We start from the raw sequence: 15,845 nt of genomic DNA on the forward strand, positions 1-15,845 counted from the left end.
AACGCGAAGGCGTTTAATGAGCCGTGGCTGCACGCGGTCGATCGGCTGCCAGCTTCCTGATCTCCGCGATCAGCTTTTCCGGCGCCACCGGTTTCGGCAAATGTGCCTTAAAGCCCGCTTGTTCGGCACGCACACGGTCTTCAGTCTCGGCGTAGCCGGTCAGCGCGATCGCCGGCAAGATCGCATGCGTGCTACCGGAGCGTTCGCTTTCGAGCGCGCGTATGCGACGCAACACGTCGTAACCGTCTTCCCCGGCAAGCACAATGTCGCACAACAGCAGGTTCGGCCAATCGCTCGTTTGCGTGCGTCCTAGCCAATCCAATGCTTCCGCACCCGACGACGCGAGCCGAACCCGCGCGCCATTCGCGCTCAACACCGCTTCGAGGGCGTCGCGCGCTTCCTCCTGATCGTCGATGGCCATCACAAGCAGATCGTCGAGCGGCTTCGCGCCTTCTTCACGCAGCGTCGGCGCCACGTGCGGCCTCGCATCGGCGACGGCACGCAGCGGCAGTATCGCGACATACGCGAGCCGCCCGTGCAGCGGCATCAGCGTAAAAGCGCCGCCCGCGCTGGCGAGCGTCGCTTCCATGCGCTGCGCCGCCGACTCCGATAGCTCCGCCGGCTTGTCGCCCGACCCCCGCACGCTGAGCCACGCATGGTTGTTATGCCGCTCGACCCGCAACACGATCCGCTCGCCGGGCCGCGCCTGCACGATTTCGTTGCGGCACAATTCCGCGATCGCGGGTTGCAGAACGCCAGGATCGCCGGTCACGCGCAAATCGCTGTCGCTGAGTTCCACCTGCACGGCCACGTGCCGCGCGGCGATTTCGTCGTGCAGCGCGTCGACCGCGCCGGAAGTCAACGTGGCGAGGCTGACCGATTGCGCGGTCAGCTTGCGCTGCGCATGCTCGAGTTCACCTTGCTGCCCTTGCAGCGACCACATTTTCGCGTACACGCCGTCACGCGACAGCAGTTCCCGATGCGTGCCCTGTTCGACCACGCGGCCATGCTCCATCACGAGAATCCAGTCCGCGTCCACCACGGTGGAAAGCCGATGCGCGATCACGATCGACGTGCGGCCTTGTGCGAGGCGTGTCAATTCGGTCTGGATCGCGCGTTCGGAGCGCGTGTCGAGCGCCGACGTCGCCTCGTCGAAAACGATAATGCGCGGGTCTTTCAGAATGGCGCGAGCAATCGCGATGCGCTGACGCTCACCCCCCGACAGGCGCACGCCACGTTCGCCGACGCGGGTGTCGTAATGATCCGGCAGCCGCTCGATGAACTCGTCCAGTTGTGCGGCACGCGCGGCGCGCACGACATCCGCACGCGTGGCGGAGGGCCGCCCGTACGCAATGTTGTAGGCAATCGTCTCGTTGAACAGCACGGTGTCTTGCGGCACGATGCCGATGGCTTCGCGCAGGCTTTGCTGCGTCACCTTGCTCAAATCCTGGCCGTCGATCCGGATGGCGCCACGGTCGGGTTGATAGAGCCGGAACAAGAGCTTCACAATGGTCGACTTGCCCGACCCGCTGCCGCCGACCACGGCCAGCGTCTTGCCCGCATAGGCATGGAAATCGACATCGCGCAGGATCGACCGCGCCGGGTCGTAGCCAAAGTCCACGTGCTCGAAGTCGATCTTGCCGACGCTCACGACCAGCGGTTGCGCGGCGGGTTCGTCGATGTCCTCGCCCACTCGCCCGCGCGCCGCGAGAATCGCGAACATGCGCTCGACGTTGACCATCGCGTCATTAGTCTCGCGAAAGACGAAGCCGAGCGTATTCAGGGGCATGCAGATCTGAATCAGGTACGCATTAACCAGAATCAGATCCCCGACACTCATGGTGCCGCCCACCACACGTTGCGCCGCGAGCAGCATGATCGCCGCAATGCCGAGCGCAATCACCGCGCTCTGTCCAACATGCAACGCGGTCAACGCACGCTGATTCGCCGTTCTGGCGTGTACCCACTGTTCCAGCACTTCGCTGAGCCGCCGTGTTTCTGTCTCCTCGGTTGCGAAGTACTTGACGGTGTCGTAGTTCAGCAAACTGTCGACCAGCCGCCCGTCCGATTTCGCCTCGAGCAAATTGACAGCGCGTTGAAATGCAACCCGCCGCCGCGTGAAAATGAACGTATAGACCGCGTAGCAGCCAAAGGTGGCGGCAATCGCCAGTGTGAATTCGCGCGCGTAGCCGCGCACCATGATCGCGACGATCGCCGCGATCTCAAAGGCCGTCGGCACGATGGTGAACAAGGCGACGCCCAGCAAAAAGCCGATACCGTCCGCGCCTTTCTGTACGTCGCGCACGATTGCGCCGGTTTCTCGCCGGGTATGAAACCGCGCGCTCATACGGTGCAGGTGCGCGAACGTTCTCTCGGTGAATGCGGCCACGGTTCGCTGCGTGACGATGCTGAAGACCACATCGCGGGCTTCGTTGAGCGCGTCGCCGAGGAAGCGCAGCAACGCATATGCCAATACCAGAAAAACGGGAAATAGTGCCTGCGCAACGGGATGGCCGAGTTCGTCGACGATATGTTTCAAAACCAGCGGAATCAGCACCACCGCCAGCTTGGCCGCCACCATCAGCAAAATCGACAGCACCGTCTGTTTGCGATAGCGCCATACGGCGCGCGCGAGCTCGGAAACGATCCGACTGGTGAGCTGGGAACGGGGTAATCGCGCAGAAGCTGGCGGGTTCGGTGAATGTGTCATGGGGTCCCGGATACTGCATCTCGACGCGAACGCGCAGCAAGCCGCACGCCCGCGGCATTCGGAAAACGGCATACGTATTGCCGTTTTTGCAAATCTTCTACCTCCTCCGACCATATGCGTTGCAGTACGGAAGAAATTTCCACGCACCCAGCCTTACATCCGCGCTTGTAAAACAGGGAACGCCACAGCGTTTCTTGTCACGGGTTCGGAGGCCGTTAGCGCGCTTCGCCATTTACACGGGGCATTGCATTTCTATGCGGGCTGCAATCGGCGATTGGCACAGCGCATGCTCGGGCGCTACAAACCCCACAGCCCCCCCGACTCTGCCCCTTTGCGAAGGAACGCCATGAAAATCGCTCTCGTCAGTGAACACGCCTCGCCACTCGCTGTTGCCGGAGGAGTCGACAGTGGCGGACAGAATATCTATGTCGCCAACGTCGCGCGCGAGCTCGTGGCGATGGGGCATCAGGTCGATGTTTTCACGCGGCGCGACCGCGCATTGCTGCCGCTCGCTTCCGACATGGACGGCGTACGTGTGATCCATGTTCCCGCCGGGCCGCCAAAACAGTTGCCGAAAGAGCAACTGCTGCCGTTCATGGATGAATTCGCGGCCTTCCTGATCGACTTTTTCCGCGGCGAGCGCGAGCCGTACCACGTTATTCACGCGAACTTCTTCATGTCCGGCCTTGCCGCGCTGAAGGTCAAGGCCGCGCTCGGCGTACCGCTGGTAACGACTTTCCACGCGCTGGGCCGGGTGCGCCGGATTCATCAGGGGGCGGACGACGGCTTCCCGGACGAACGCTTCGCGATCGAAGACGAACTCGTCGCCCGCTCGGACATTGTCGTGGCCGAGTGTCCGCAGGACGAAGCCGACCTGGTCGAACACTATGACGCCGATCCGGCGCGTATCCAGATCGTGCCGTGCGGCTTCAACGCAGACGAATTCCGGCCCGTGGAGCGCCGTGCTGCTCGCGAAGCGCTCGGCTGGCAGCAGGACGAATTCATCGTGCTGCAACTCGGCCGTCTCGTGCAACGCAAAGGCATCGACAACGTGGTGCGCGGCGTCGGGCTCCTCAAGCAGACGTTTGGGGCAAGCGCGCGGCTTTACGTGGTGGGCGGCAACTCGGACGCGCCGAACGAACTGGCGACGCCCGAGATTGCGCGGCTGCGCGCCATCGCGCACGAATCGGGCGTGGCGGAGCAGACCGTCTTCGTTGGCCGGCGCGGCCGGGCGCAGCTGCGCTATTTCTACAGCGCCGCGGATGTGTTCGTGACCACGCCCTGGTACGAACCGTTCGGCATCACGCCGGTCGAGGCAATGGCTTGCGGCACACCGGTGATCGGCGCCGACGTCGGCGGTATTCGCTTTTCGGTCGCCGACGGCCTGACCGGCTTCCTCGTGCCGCCACGCGATCCGGCTGCGCTGGCCGCGCGCCTCGCCCAATTGCGGCGCGACCCCGACCTTGCACGCCGCATGGGCGAGGCCGGACTCGCGCGGGCCCGCGCAGCGTTCACGTGGAAGGGCGTCGGCGAGTCGCTCGCGCAAATCTATGCGCGCGCCGCGGGTCTCGCGCCGGCCACCGGCGACTCCGAGCGTATCGCGCTGCCAAAACGCGCTGCGGCCGGCGCAGCCTTCCGTTGACGTTCAGATGATGCAAGCCGCTGTCTTCCTCGACAAGGACGGTACGCTGCTCGACGACGTGCCGTACAACGTCGACCGTTCGCGGATGCGCCTCGCGCCCGGCGCGCGCGAAGCGCTGGCGCTACTCGCCACGTTACCCGTCGCGCTATTCGTTATCAGCAATCAGTCCGGCGTCGCGTTGGGCAAATTTGACGTTACCGCGTTGCGTGGGGTCGAAGCCGAATTGCATCGTCTGTTTGCCGGGTGCGGCGCGACCTTGAGTGGCGTGTACTGGTGCCCTCACCACCCACGCGGCAGCGTCGCGCGCTATGCGGCCTTGTGCAGTTGCCGGAAGCCCGCACCAGGCATGCTGCTGCGCGCGGCGCATGAACACCGGCTCGACCTCGCGAGCAGCTGGTTCGTCGGCGATATTCTCGACGACGTCGAGGCCGGCAACCGCGCGGGTTGCCGCACGGTGCTGCTCGACAACGGTCACGAGACCGAGTGGCTCGACGGGCAGTACCGCGTGCCGACGGCGCGCGCGGTCAATCTGCACGAGGCAGCAACGCTGATCGCGAGCCGGCGCAATGCGGACGAATACGCTGCGTGGCCGCGCGGGGAAGCCACGCGATGAATGCCCCGCTGCTACTCCCCCAACCTACGCTCGCGCATGCACGGGTACCCGATACGTCGCCGCCCGCGCGGTGGGGCGAGGACGTCAGGCGAATTCTGTGTGTGCGACTCGACAATCTCGGCGACGTCTTGATGACCACGCCCGCGCTGCATGCGCTGCGCCACTCGGCGCCCGATCGTCATGTCACTTTGCTGGCGTCGCGCAGCGGTGTCGCGCTCGCGCCCTTTCTCGACGACGTCGACGACGTGATCGAGTACGACGCGCCGTGGGTCGCGCAGCCCTCGAGCAATGCGCGCAGTTTGCTCGACGACCATCGCATGCAGGAGCGCTTGCGTAGCGGCCGTTTCGATGCCGCGGTGATTTTCACGGTCTACAGTCAAAGCCCGCTGCCCGCCGCCATGCTTTGCTACCTCGCCGGCATTCCGCGCCGCCTCGCGCATTGCCGCGAGAATCCCTACGCGCTGTTGACCGACTGGCTGCGCGAACCTGAACCGCAGCAGCGCACCCGCCATGAGGTGGAGCGGCAACTCGATCTCGTCGGCCATATCGGCGCGCATGCGCAGGATACGGGCATGCGCTTTCGCGTTTCGGATGCCGAGCGCCGCACGCTGCAGGCGCAACTCGTTGCACGCGGCGTCGATCGAGAAGTCGGCTGGATCGTGCTGCATCCTGGGGCCACAGCCGCTTCGCGCCGCTATCCGCCCGAGCGGTTCGGCGAAGTCGCCACGCGCCTCGTCCGTGAAACCGGCGCGCCGCTGCTGATTTCCGGTGGCTCGAGCGAGCGGCCGCTGGTCGAAGCCGTGATCCGCGCCGCCGCGCCAGGCGTGCGCTCGCAGCTGCACGATCTCAGCGGCGCGCTCACGCTCGGCGAACTCGGCGCGCTGATCGAGGGCGCCAGCGTACTCGTCTCCAATAACAGCGGACCGGTGCATCTCGCGTCCGCGTTGAACACGCCGGTAGTCGACCTCTACGCGCTGACCAATCCGCAGCACACGCCATGGCAAACGCCGCAACGCGTGCTGTTTCACGACGTCGAGTGCCGCTGGTGTTATCGCAGCGTGTGTCCGCAACATCATCACGCCTGCCTGCTCGGTGTCACGCCGGGCGAAGTCGTGCAGGCGGCACTCGACCTCCGCGCCGCGGCGGCGGCGCGCAACGCGGTCCGCGCCGCAGCAGGCGAGCCCGACCGCACTGCCGCGCCGCCTCTCGCCGATGAACCGATCACGCCCTGAAACCCTTCTCTTTTGCGAACGACCATGTACACACTCGGAATCAATGCCGTCTATCACGATAGCGCCGCGGCCCTGCTGCGCGACGGTGTCGTGCTCGCCGCCGCCGAAGACGAACGCTTCACGCACGTCAAGCATGCAAAGCGGCCCGTGCCGTTCTCGACCTGGCAATTGCCCTTCGACGCGATCGACTATTGCCTGAAGGCCGCCGGCATTACGCTGGCCGACGTCGACCATGTCGCCTACTCTTACGATCCCACCTTGTTCGGCGGCATGCCGAGCCGCCCCAGCGCGACCATCGAGTTGCCGTTCGATCCGGCCAACACGCGTCTTTCAGACCCGTCCGCTTCGCCATGGGACCCACTGTTTCTCAGCTATATCGCGAATGCAAAAGGACAACTGCTCGACGGCGCGCCGCATCATCTGAAGAAACGTTTTCAGGGCGTGGATCGGGACAAGTGCTTCACGTGGCACTTCGTCGAACATCATCTCGCGCACGAAGCGAGCGCCTTTCTCGCCGCGCCGTTCGACGACACGGCCGTACTGACCATGGACGGCCGCGGCGAAGGCGTAACCACCAGCATGGGGCAGTTTGTCGGCGGCGAATACACGCGGCTCAAGCAGGTCGAACTGCCGCATTCGCTGGGCTTGCTCTACGAAGCCGTCACCGACTGGCTGGGCTTTCTGCACTCGTCGGACGAATACAAGGTGATGGCGCTCGCGTCGTACGGCAAACCCGCGTATGTCGACGTATTCCGTGAGATCGTTCGCTATCGCAATGACGGCAGCTACACCGTCGACGCCCCGCGTCTGGTCGAACGCTTCGGCCCAGCGCGCGAACGTGGCGGCCCGCTCGAACAGCGCCACTTCGATATCGCGCATTCGTTGCAGCGCGTGCTGGAAGAGACGGTATTGCAACTGGCCGGCTGGCTGCACCGGCAGACCGGTTTGAGCAAACTCAGCATGGCCGGCGGCGTGGCGTTGAACTGCGTGATGAATTCGAAACTGCGCGACGCCGGCCCATTCGACGACGTTTGGGTTCAGCCGGCGGCCGGCGACGCCGGAACCGCGCTCGGTGCGGCGCTATGGATCGACTATCGCGAACGAGCCGCACACGGCGACCGGACACGTCGCTGGAAGATGGACCACGCATATCTCGGCCCGGAATACAGCGCAGCGGAAATCGAACAGTTCCTGAGCTGGTCGAAGGTGCCTTACCGCCGCCTCGACAACATCGCCGCCGAGACCGCCGCTCTGCTCGCGAACGACAAAGTGATCGGCTGGTATCAGGGCCGCACGGAATTCGGCCCGCGTGCGCTTGGCGCGCGTTCGATTCTCGCCTCACCGACTGATCCGCGGATGCAGGCAAAGCTCAACGAGATCAAGGACCGTGAGGATTTTCGTCCGGTGGCGCCGGTCGTGATGGAAGAACACGCGCACGAGTGGTTCGTGAACGGCAAGGTCGCGCCGTTCATGCTGTTCGTGTTCGACGTGCGCGCGGAGAAGGCGGAGCGCATTCCGGCGGTGCGGCATGTGGACGGCACAGCGCGCGTGCAGACCGTGAACCGCGCGCAGCATGCGCTGTACTACGACCTGCTGGATGCGTTCAGGCAGCGCACAGGTGTGCCGATTCTGGTGAACACCTCGTTCAATACGCGCGGCGAACCGATGGTGAATTCGCCACGCGATGCCGTGGAGTCTTTCTGGACCTCGCCGCTCGACGCGCTCGTGATCGGTCCGTTCCTCATCGAAAAAACGGGGGCACGCGTATGAGTCTGTCCGCTGCAGACGGTAGGGGCGCGCGGCCGGCTCAGTTGGAGGTTTCCGTAGTGGTGCCGACCTATCGCCGCCCGGAAATGTTGGCTGCGTGCCTGGACGCTTTGTGCCGGCAGGATTTTCCTGCCGGGCGCTACGAGATCATCGTATGCGACGACGGCCCCGACGACGCCACCCGCCGCTGCGTTGCGCAATTCGCACGGGCGCAGGCCGGGCGCGGGCTGGCGGTGCACTATGTGCCGGTCACGCGCACACAGGGGCCGGCCGGCGCGCGCAATTCGGGCTGGCGCGAGGCGCGCTCGCCGTTGATCGCTTTTACCGACGACGACACGTTGCCCGATCCACATTGGCTCACAGCCGGCGTCGCGGCGCTCGCGAACGGCGCAGCGGCCGCGTCGGGCGCGATTGTAGTGCCGCTGCCAGAACGCCCTACCGATTACGAGGTCGACGCCAGCGGCCTCGAACGGGCCGAGTTCGCCACCGCCAACGCCTTCGTCGCGCGCGCATTTCTCGTGAAAACAGGCGGCTTCGACGAGCGCTTCACGTCGGCCTGGCGCGAAGACTCCGACCTGCAATTTTCGTTGCTGCAAGCCGGCGGGGAAATAGTGCGCGCGCCGGATGCCGTGGTCGTGCATCCGGTCCGGCCCGCACGTTGGGGCGTGAGCATCGCGCAACAGAAGAAGAGCCAGTTCGACGCACTGCTTTACAAGAAGCACCCACGACTATTCAAAGCACGCATTCGCGCAACGCCACCGCTTTTGTACTACGCGATTCTGTGCGCCGCGCTCATCGCACTGATCGCCGGTCTGGCCCGCGATTTTCGCACCGCGCTCGCGGCGCTGCTCGTGTGGGTGGCGTTGACCGGCTACTTCTGCGTGATGCGCTTGAGCAACCGCGATCGAAGCTGGCGGCACGTCGCCGAAATGGTCTGGACGTCGGTTCCGATTCCGTTTCTTTCGATCTATTGGCGGCTGTATGGCGCCTTTCGCTTCAAGGTGTTCTTTCCATGACTGAAGCCACGTTCCTCGGCGCCCTTGCGCCACGCCGCATCGTCGTTTTCCGCGCGCTGCAACTCGGCGACATGCTGTGCGCCGTCCCGGCGCTGCGGGCATTGCGCCGTGCGGCGCCGCACGCGCATATCGCGTTGCTCGGGCTGCCTTGGGCGCAGACGTTTGTCGAACGCTACCAGGATCTCGTCGATGAACTGATCGTATTTCCCGGCGCAGTCGGCTTTCCGGAGCAGGCCGAAACGAACGCCGGGTTGCCGGGCTTTTTTTCGCGGATGAGCGCGCGGCGTTTCGATCTGGCTATCCAGTTGCATGGTAGCGGCGGCATTGCCAATGATCTGCTGCTCGAATTGGGCGCCAAAGCGCAAGCCGGTTTCGTGCAGCCTGACGAAGCGGCACGGCAGGGCTGCTTCATCGACTGGCCCGACGATCTGCCCGAGGCCGACCGCTATCTGAAGTTGATGCAAGCGCTGGGTGCGCCCGCGACAGAGCGGCAAGCGGCGTTTCCGCTGAATGTTGAGGATAGGGAGGAATATGCCGCGCTGGTGGCGGCTCATGGCGTGGAAGCACAGCGGCTCGTGCTGATCCATCCGGGCGCGCAGTTGCCGTCGCGCCGCTGGCCAGCGGACCGCTTCGCCGCGGCGGCCGACAGTCTGGCGGGCGCCGGCTGGCAGATCGCCATTACCGGAACGGCAGCCGAAGCCCCGCTGACCGGCGCGGTACTGGGCGCGATGACCTCCCCCGCGCTACATCTTGCGGGCGCCACTTCGCTCGGCGGACTGGCCGCGCTGGTCGCGCACGCGCGGCTGGTGGTCTGCAACGACACCGGCATCTCGCACATCGCGGCGGCCGTGGCCACAGCCTCCGTGGTGATCGCCTCGGGCAGCGACACGCGCCGCTGGGCGCCGTTAGACCACGCTCTGCACCGCGTACTCGCCGACTATCCGGCATGCCGGCCATGCATGTTCCGTGAGTGTCCATACGGTCATCCGTGCGCGCTGAACGTGAGCGTTGCACAGGTCGTGCAAGCGGCGCGCGCGCAACTCGCGCAGGTGCCGGGGGCGCAACCCGGCGCGCCGAACGCGTTACACGGGAACGCCCGTCCCTTCAAGGAGACGCATCATGCTGCGTAACTGCCGCCGGCTGCGCGTTCTGACCTGGCACGTGCACGGCAATTATCTGTATTACCTCACTCAGGCGCCGCACGAGTTCTACCTCGTCACGAAACCCGGTCATCCGCCCGGTTACGCGGGCAAGGTCGGCGTGCTGCCGTGGGGCGCCAACGTCCATGAGATTCGTGCTGACGACGTGCCCAACCAGCCATTCGACGTGATTCTGTATCAGCACAAAACGCATTGGGAGTATGACCGCGAACATCTGTTGAGCGCCGCGCAGCAGCGTCTGCCGCGCGTCTATATCGAGCACGATCCGCCGCAGGACAATCCGTTCCAGCAGTGGCATTGGGTCGACGACCCCGACACGCTGATGGTCCACGTCACACATTTCAACCGGTTGATGTGGGATTGCGGCGTCACGCCGACGCGCGTGATCGAGCACGGTGTACTGGTGCCCGCAGGCGCGCGTTATAGCGGTGAGCTGGAGCGCGGCATTGTGGTGGTGAATCATCTGGCGCAACGCGGACGGCGTCTGGGCGCCGATGTCTTCAACGCGGCGCGCACCCGCGTGCCGCTCGATCTGGTCGGCATGGACGCCGAGAGGCTCGGCGGTATCGGCGAAATCGGCAATCTCGATCTGGCCGCATTCAGCGCCCGCTATCGCTTCTTCTTCAATCCGATTCGTTGGACCAGCCTCGGGCTCGCGATCGTGGAGGCGATGACGATTGGCATGCCGATCGTCGGCCTCGCCACGACCGAACTCGCCACCGTGATCCGCAATGGCGAGAACGGCTTCGTTCATACCGACCTGGATACGCTGGTGGACGTCATGACCGCGCTGCTGCGCGATCCCGCCGAGGCGCGGCGTCTCGGCGAAGGCGCACGGCGCACCGCGCTGGAGCGTTTCCATATCGACCGTTTTGCGCAGGACTGGCACGACACGCTGCTGAACGTCACCGCCTGACCGGTGGCGCAAACGCAGCTCAAGCAAGGACAACGCAACATGAAAGAACTTACCCGCAAGCGGATTCTGGTTACCGGCGGCGCAGGATTTCTCGGCTCGCATCTATGCGAACGGCTCGTGACGCAAGGGCACGACGTGCTGTGCGTGGACAACTTCTATACCGGCACGAAGGACAATATCGCGCATCTGCTCGACTGCGCGAATTTTGAACTGATGCGTCATGACGTGACGTTTCCACTATACGTGGAAGTGGATGAAATCTATAACCTGGCCTGCCCCGCCTCACCGATCCATTACCAGCACGATCCGGTGCAAACCACCAAGACCAGTGTGCACGGCGCGATCAACATGCTGGGGCTCGCCAAACGGGTGAAGGCGAAAATCTTTCAGGCATCGACCAGCGAAGTCTATGGCGACGCGCGCATGCATCCGCAAGCCGAAGATTACTGGGGACACGTCAATCCAATCGGCCCGCGTTCCTGCTACGACGAAGGCAAGCGTTGCGCCGAGACGCTGTTCATGGATTACCGGCGTCAACACGGGCTCTCGATCCGCATTGCGCGCATCTTCAATACTTACGGGCCGCGCATGCATCCCGCCGATGGCCGCGTCGTGTCGAACTTCATGATGCAGGCGCTGCAAGGCAAGCCGATCACGCTTTACGGCGACGGCTCGCAGACCCGCTCATTCTGTTACGTGGACGACATGATCGACGCATTCATCCGTTTGATGAACACGGAGGGCGATCCAGAGGGACCGGTCAACCTCGGGAATCCGCATGAAGTGAGCATGCGCGAGATTGCACAGCGTATTGTAAAGATCACCGGTTCAAGCTCACCTCTGGAATTGTGTCCGCTGCCGATCGACGATCCGTGGCATCGGCAGCCGGATATCACGCGTGCGCGCGAAATGCTCGGCTGGCAGCCGCAGACGTCGCTCGATGAGGGCCTCGCTGCCACCGCGCGTTATTTCCGCGCGCGGATCGAAGCGGGTAGCGCAAGGGGTAGTGCGACGGATGCTCACGCCAAAGCATGATTCGACCTAGAGCGTCGCGGTCTTGTCGCCCACCGACCGGCTGCCCACCGCATCAAGCTTGCTTTGCAATTCAGCCTTACGTTTCGCTATCTTGTCGCCGAGGGTGCGCAGGTCGCATGACGATTTGCGCAGTTCGGGGAAGAGCGTCTGCTCTTCTTCTTCGACGTGATGCTCCACCATCTCACTCATCACCTTGAACGTCGCGTCGAAACCCTTGTCGCCGGCCTTCAAGGTCTCAAACTTGGAGATCAGCGTCTTAACAAGGAAATGCTCGACATAGGCTTCCTCCACGTCGATCTTGTCGCTGTCGGGTAAAGCCTGCTGAGCCGCCGGGTACAGAAGCTCTTCTTCGAGCATCGTATGAATGGAAAGCTCTTCGCAGGCGCGCTGCGCCAGCGTGGCCTTCGCTTCGAGATCGTGGTCGGCGGCTTTCCTGAATGCCGCGAACAACTTTTCGACTGCACGATGATCGGCCTCCAGCGCCGCGAGTGCGTCTTGCGGGCCTGGCTGGGTCTTTGTCTCTTCCGGTTTCGTCGCTTGCATGTTGATCTCCTCTATCATGCGGTTGCGCCGCGGCTAACCCGCCGCGGTTGACCGCTATGGCGAGCAAGCGATATGCCCATGGCAGCCTTGTTCGCCAACATAAGACTGGCGACTGTTTCCCCGTGCAGTTGTTCATCCGCGAATGCGCTACCGGTAATGTGCGGCAATGCGAACCGGTATCGACTTCGCACCTGGCACCTTGCTTTCCTTCGCATGGTGCCAGAGCGGCAACAGCGGATTGCACTCCGGGAAATAACCAGCAACGCAGCCCAGCGGGATGTCATACGGGACGACCCGAAGTCCTTCGACGCGGCGGTCAACGCCGTCGTCGGCAATAGTCTGCAGCGTGACCTGTTCGCCCTCCTCAAGCGAGCGCGACGCCATGTCCGCGCGATTCATCAGGATCACCATGCGTGTACCCTTGATGCCGCGAAACCGGTCATCAAGGTTATAGATGGTCGTATTGAACTGGCTGTCGGAGCGCAGGGTCATCAGGCGCAATGCTTCCGGCTCACGCGCCGTCATATCCGGGTCTTCATCCAGCGACTCCGGCACCATGAATTCCGCCTTACCGCTTTTGGTTTGCCATTTTCTTTCGCGCGCCGGCAGGGGTCTCGGAAAACCGCCAGGGGTCCACATACGCGCTTCGAAATCGTGAAAAATTGCCGGATAAGTTTCGGCGATCGCCGCACGCACACGACTGTAATCGTCGCGCCACGCGTTCCAGTCCACTGTCGATTTGCCCTGCAGTGTTGCGTTGGCTATGCCCGCAACGATAAATGGCTCGGAGCGGATGTCCGGACTAACCGGCTCCGTCACACCGTGCGAGCCGTGCATGCAACCGGTGCTGTCTTCCATCGACACGGCCTGCTCGCCATTCGCCTGCCGATCGATCTCAATGCGACTCAGGCACGGCAGAATATAAGACACCGCGCCATGGACGAGGTGGCTCCGGTTGAGCTTGGTGGCGACATTGACAGTGAGGCGCAGACGCGCCCACGCCGGCTCGGTCCGTGACCGGTCTGGTACCGAACGCACGAGGTTGCCGCCGAGGTTGAAAACCGCAGCGACGTCTCCTTTTATCATCGCCTCGAACGCCTCGACAGTGTTCATCCCTTTTGTGCGCGGCGGTTCGAAAGAGAACTGCTGGGCCAGCTTGTCGAGCGGCGCAAGCTCAGGCTTCTCCGTGATGCCGACCGTGCGTTGCCCTTGCACGTTCGAATGCCCGCGTATCGGAGACGGCCCTGCACCGGGCTTGCCGATATTGCCCCGAAGCAGCAGGAAATTGCACAGCATGCGCACGTTCTGCACACCCAGCCGATGCTGCGTCAGTCCCATGCCGTAATGGACAATCACGGCATTCGCCTTCATATATTCGTCGGCCGCGCGCTCGATGTCGGCGCGCATCAGTCCGCTGGCCCGCTCAATGTCGGCCCACTGAGCCTGCCGGACATAGCGAGAAAAGTCTTCAAAGCCATGCGTGTGTTCGCGAATAAAAGCAACGTCCAGCACACGCGGACGTCCGCTTTCTACCGCCGCGTCGTCCGCGGAGATGACGGCCTTGCAAAGGCCGAGAATCGCGGCGGTGTCGCCGCCTGTGCGCACCTGGTGATACTGGGTGCTGATCTGCGTATGGTCAGGCGAGAGCATCTGCACAGGAGATTGTGGATTCGCGAAGCTGACCAGGCCCGGCTCGCGTAACGGGTTGAAGGTAATGATCGGCACGCCACGCTTGCGGGCGTCCTGCAGCGGGTGAAGCATTCGCGGACTGTTCGTGCCGACGTTCTGCCCGAAGAAAAACATGAGGTCCGTCTTTTCGAAGTCGTCCAGCGTGATGGTTCCCACCCCGACGCCGATCGCCTCTTTCAGGCCTACGCTGCTGCTTTCATGACACATGTTCGAACTATCCGGCAGATTGTTCGTACCATACATACGCGCGAAGAGTTGCAACATGTACGACGTTTCGAGCGATGCCCGCCCCGACGTATAGAACACCACCTGCTCCGGGTCCATCGTGTTCAGTTCTCGCCCGATCTCGTCGAACGCATCCTGCCATGCCACGGGCACGTAATGATCTGACGCGGGGTCATAGCGTAGTGGTCCGCTCAGGCGCCCCGCTTCCTCCAGATCGTGGTCGTGCCACGTCAGAAGCTCGCTCACCGAATGGGTCTGGAAAAAATCGGCATCGACCCGTTTAGTCGTGGTATCCCATGCAGTCGCTTTTGCGCCGCTCTCGCAAAATTCGAACGTGTGCGGATCAGCCGGTTTCGCCCATGAGCAACTGACACACATGAAACCGTCCGGTTTGTTCTGACGCAGCAGAATCGCGCTATCTTTCAGCGCTACTTTCTCCTGGCTGAGAATTTTTGCGACGGCCTTTAACGACCCCCAACCGCCAGACGGGTGCGGATACGCTTCGTTTAATTTTTCCTTGTCCATGGAACGCTCCTCGCGACGGTGACATCCCGGATACCAGCAAGCGGCATTCCAAAGTCAAGCGGTACATGTCGGGGGATTCGAATAACCAGAAAGGACGCAGCTGCCGGGGCCGTACGTGGTATGAATGATCGCCGAACCGGGCGGTATGTGCGGGAGCGCTGTCCCTGTCCGGCGGAGCTATACACTTCGTCGCCGCGCTTCCATTCGCTGACCCGTCACAGTATTTGGCCCGAGAACCTCGGGGCACCGAACTGGTGAAGACGATCGGCAAGCATGACGCTCATCATTAGTTGGACAACTTAGCGCTTACAACTGCACGCCGGGCCGGCCGATGGCACACCAGAAGTCGGGGTGCCACCTGCCGGCCGTATCGATGCCTCGCTGATCTCACTTCCCCTTCGTATCACTGCTCGCATCCGCACCCGGGGTGTTAGTCGTGTCGTTCATCGGCTTCTTCTTCGACTTTGACATGTGATGCATTTTGGTCCCGCCGCTACTCATCGCGCCTGACGCCGGACTGCCGTCGACCGTCGGCCCCGCAGTCGCGGCACCGTGCGCATTTCCCGAGCCACCTGCCGGACCGCCTCCGTTGCCATTGCCTCCACCCGTCTGCGCGAACGCTGCGCCTGACATGGTCAAAATTGCTGCTGCTAAAAATGCCTTCGAGTATTTCATTTAAGCCACCCTATTTGAATGAAACGGACAGCACATGCCGCGCTCAAAGTGACGCTACCGCACGTGCGCTACCTTTGCCGGACAGCGTGCCTGCTAT

12 protein-coding genes are annotated in these 15,845 nt (G+C 63.3%); 8 read left to right on the forward strand and 4 right to left on the reverse strand.

Annotated features, from left to right (window positions below; all coding sequences use genetic code 11):
- Positions 1-13: 13 nt before the first annotated feature.
- Positions 14-2,710: an ATP-binding cassette domain-containing protein gene (locus HWX91_RS12780; protein WP_028194102.1), complete on the reverse strand. Its 2,697-nt coding sequence runs from the start codon at positions 2,708-2,710 to the stop codon at positions 14-16.
- Positions 2,711-3,056: 346 nt separating this feature from the next.
- Between HWX91_RS12780 and HWX91_RS12785 the strand changes: the two genes are divergently transcribed.
- The 8 genes from HWX91_RS12785 to HWX91_RS12820 are packed head-to-tail and all read left to right on the forward strand — an operon-like array spanning position 3,057 to position 12,091.
- On the forward strand, positions 3,057-4,352 hold the full coding sequence (locus HWX91_RS12785) for a glycosyltransferase family 4 protein (RefSeq protein ID WP_028194103.1): 1,296 nt from the start codon (positions 3,057-3,059) through the stop codon (positions 4,350-4,352).
- 7 nt (positions 4,353-4,359) lie between these two features.
- On the forward strand, positions 4,360-4,965 hold the full coding sequence (locus tag HWX91_RS12790) for a D-glycero-alpha-D-manno-heptose-1,7-bisphosphate 7-phosphatase (RefSeq protein WP_028194104.1): 606 nt from the start codon (positions 4,360-4,362) through the stop codon (positions 4,963-4,965).
- Complete coding sequence (locus tag HWX91_RS12795) at positions 4,962-6,197, forward strand: glycosyltransferase family 9 protein (RefSeq protein WP_028194105.1); 1,236 nt, start codon at positions 4,962-4,964, stop codon at positions 6,195-6,197. Before HWX91_RS12790 ends, HWX91_RS12795 begins: the two co-directional genes overlap by 4 nt.
- Positions 6,198-6,221: 24 nt before the next feature.
- On the forward strand, positions 6,222-7,967 hold the full coding sequence (locus tag HWX91_RS12800; RefSeq protein ID WP_028194106.1) for a carbamoyltransferase family protein: 1,746 nt from the start codon (positions 6,222-6,224) through the stop codon (positions 7,965-7,967).
- Complete coding sequence (locus HWX91_RS12805) at positions 7,964-8,980, forward strand: glycosyltransferase family 2 protein (RefSeq protein WP_042273635.1); 1,017 nt, start codon at positions 7,964-7,966, stop codon at positions 8,978-8,980. The genes HWX91_RS12800 and HWX91_RS12805 overlap by 4 nt, the downstream gene beginning before the upstream one ends.
- Positions 8,977-10,110: a glycosyltransferase family 9 protein gene (locus tag HWX91_RS12810; RefSeq protein ID WP_028194108.1), complete on the forward strand. Its 1,134-nt coding sequence runs from the start codon at positions 8,977-8,979 to the stop codon at positions 10,108-10,110. The genes HWX91_RS12805 and HWX91_RS12810 overlap by 4 nt, the downstream gene beginning before the upstream one ends.
- The gene (locus HWX91_RS12815) at positions 10,100-11,056 is read left to right on the forward strand and encodes a glycosyltransferase family 4 protein (RefSeq protein WP_028194109.1); all 957 of its coding nucleotides are present in this window, start codon (positions 10,100-10,102) and stop codon (positions 11,054-11,056) included. The genes HWX91_RS12810 and HWX91_RS12815 overlap by 11 nt, the downstream gene beginning before the upstream one ends.
- Before the next feature lie 39 nt (positions 11,057-11,095).
- Positions 11,096-12,091, forward strand: a complete 996-nt coding sequence (locus HWX91_RS12820; protein ID WP_028194110.1) for a UDP-glucuronic acid decarboxylase family protein — start codon at positions 11,096-11,098, stop codon at positions 12,089-12,091.
- Positions 12,092-12,097: 6 nt separating this feature from the next.
- Here HWX91_RS12820 and HWX91_RS12825 read toward each other — a convergent pair whose 3' ends face one another.
- The 3 genes from HWX91_RS12825 to HWX91_RS12835 all read right to left on the reverse strand — a co-directional run bounded on the left by HWX91_RS12825 (position 12,098) and on the right by HWX91_RS12835 (position 15,748).
- Positions 12,098-12,634 (reverse strand): hemerythrin domain-containing protein, encoded by a 537-nt coding sequence (locus HWX91_RS12825; protein ID WP_028194111.1) that lies wholly within the window; start codon positions 12,632-12,634, stop codon positions 12,098-12,100.
- A gap of 147 nt (positions 12,635-12,781) precedes the next feature.
- Positions 12,782-15,073, reverse strand: coding sequence for an FdhF/YdeP family oxidoreductase (locus HWX91_RS12830; protein ID WP_028194112.1), 2,292 nt, complete (start codon positions 15,071-15,073; stop codon positions 12,782-12,784).
- A gap of 387 nt (positions 15,074-15,460) precedes the next feature.
- Positions 15,461-15,748 (reverse strand): hypothetical protein, encoded by a 288-nt coding sequence (locus HWX91_RS12835; protein ID WP_028194113.1) that lies wholly within the window; start codon positions 15,746-15,748, stop codon positions 15,461-15,463.
- Positions 15,749-15,845: the final 97 nt, after the last annotated feature.

The sequence above is a fragment of the Paraburkholderia fungorum genome, from assembly GCF_902833645.1.
Taxonomy (GTDB): domain Bacteria; phylum Pseudomonadota; class Gammaproteobacteria; order Burkholderiales; family Burkholderiaceae; genus Paraburkholderia; species Paraburkholderia fungorum.

Bases quoted from the DNA above. Each gene is read 5' to 3' on its own strand.
- HWX91_RS12835 (WP_028194113.1), bottom strand. From the start codon at position 15,748: ATGAAATACTCGAAGGCATTTTTAGCAGCAGCAATTTTGACCATGTCA.
- HWX91_RS12800 (WP_028194106.1), top strand. From the start codon at position 6,222: ATGTACACACTCGGAATCAATGCCGTCTATCACGATAGCGCCGCGGCC.
- HWX91_RS12810 (WP_028194108.1), top strand. From the start codon at position 8,977: ATGACTGAAGCCACGTTCCTCGGCGCCCTTGCGCCACGCCGCATCGTC.
- HWX91_RS12785 (WP_028194103.1), top strand. From the start codon at position 3,057: ATGAAAATCGCTCTCGTCAGTGAACACGCCTCGCCACTCGCTGTTGCC.
- HWX91_RS12780 (WP_028194102.1), bottom strand. From the start codon at position 2,710: ATGACACATTCACCGAACCCGCCAGCTTCTGCGCGATTACCCCGTTCC.
- HWX91_RS12795 (WP_028194105.1), top strand. From the start codon at position 4,962: ATGAATGCCCCGCTGCTACTCCCCCAACCTACGCTCGCGCATGCACGG.
- HWX91_RS12825 (WP_028194111.1), bottom strand. From the start codon at position 12,634: ATGCAAGCGACGAAACCGGAAGAGACAAAGACCCAGCCAGGCCCGCAA.
- HWX91_RS12830 (WP_028194112.1), bottom strand. From the start codon at position 15,073: ATGGACAAGGAAAAATTAAACGAAGCGTATCCGCACCCGTCTGGCGGT.
- HWX91_RS12805 (WP_042273635.1), top strand. From the start codon at position 7,964: ATGAGTCTGTCCGCTGCAGACGGTAGGGGCGCGCGGCCGGCTCAGTTG.
- HWX91_RS12820 (WP_028194110.1), top strand. From the start codon at position 11,096: ATGAAAGAACTTACCCGCAAGCGGATTCTGGTTACCGGCGGCGCAGGA.
- HWX91_RS12815 (WP_028194109.1), top strand. From the start codon at position 10,100: ATGCTGCGTAACTGCCGCCGGCTGCGCGTTCTGACCTGGCACGTGCAC.
- HWX91_RS12790 (WP_028194104.1), top strand. From the start codon at position 4,360: ATGATGCAAGCCGCTGTCTTCCTCGACAAGGACGGTACGCTGCTCGAC.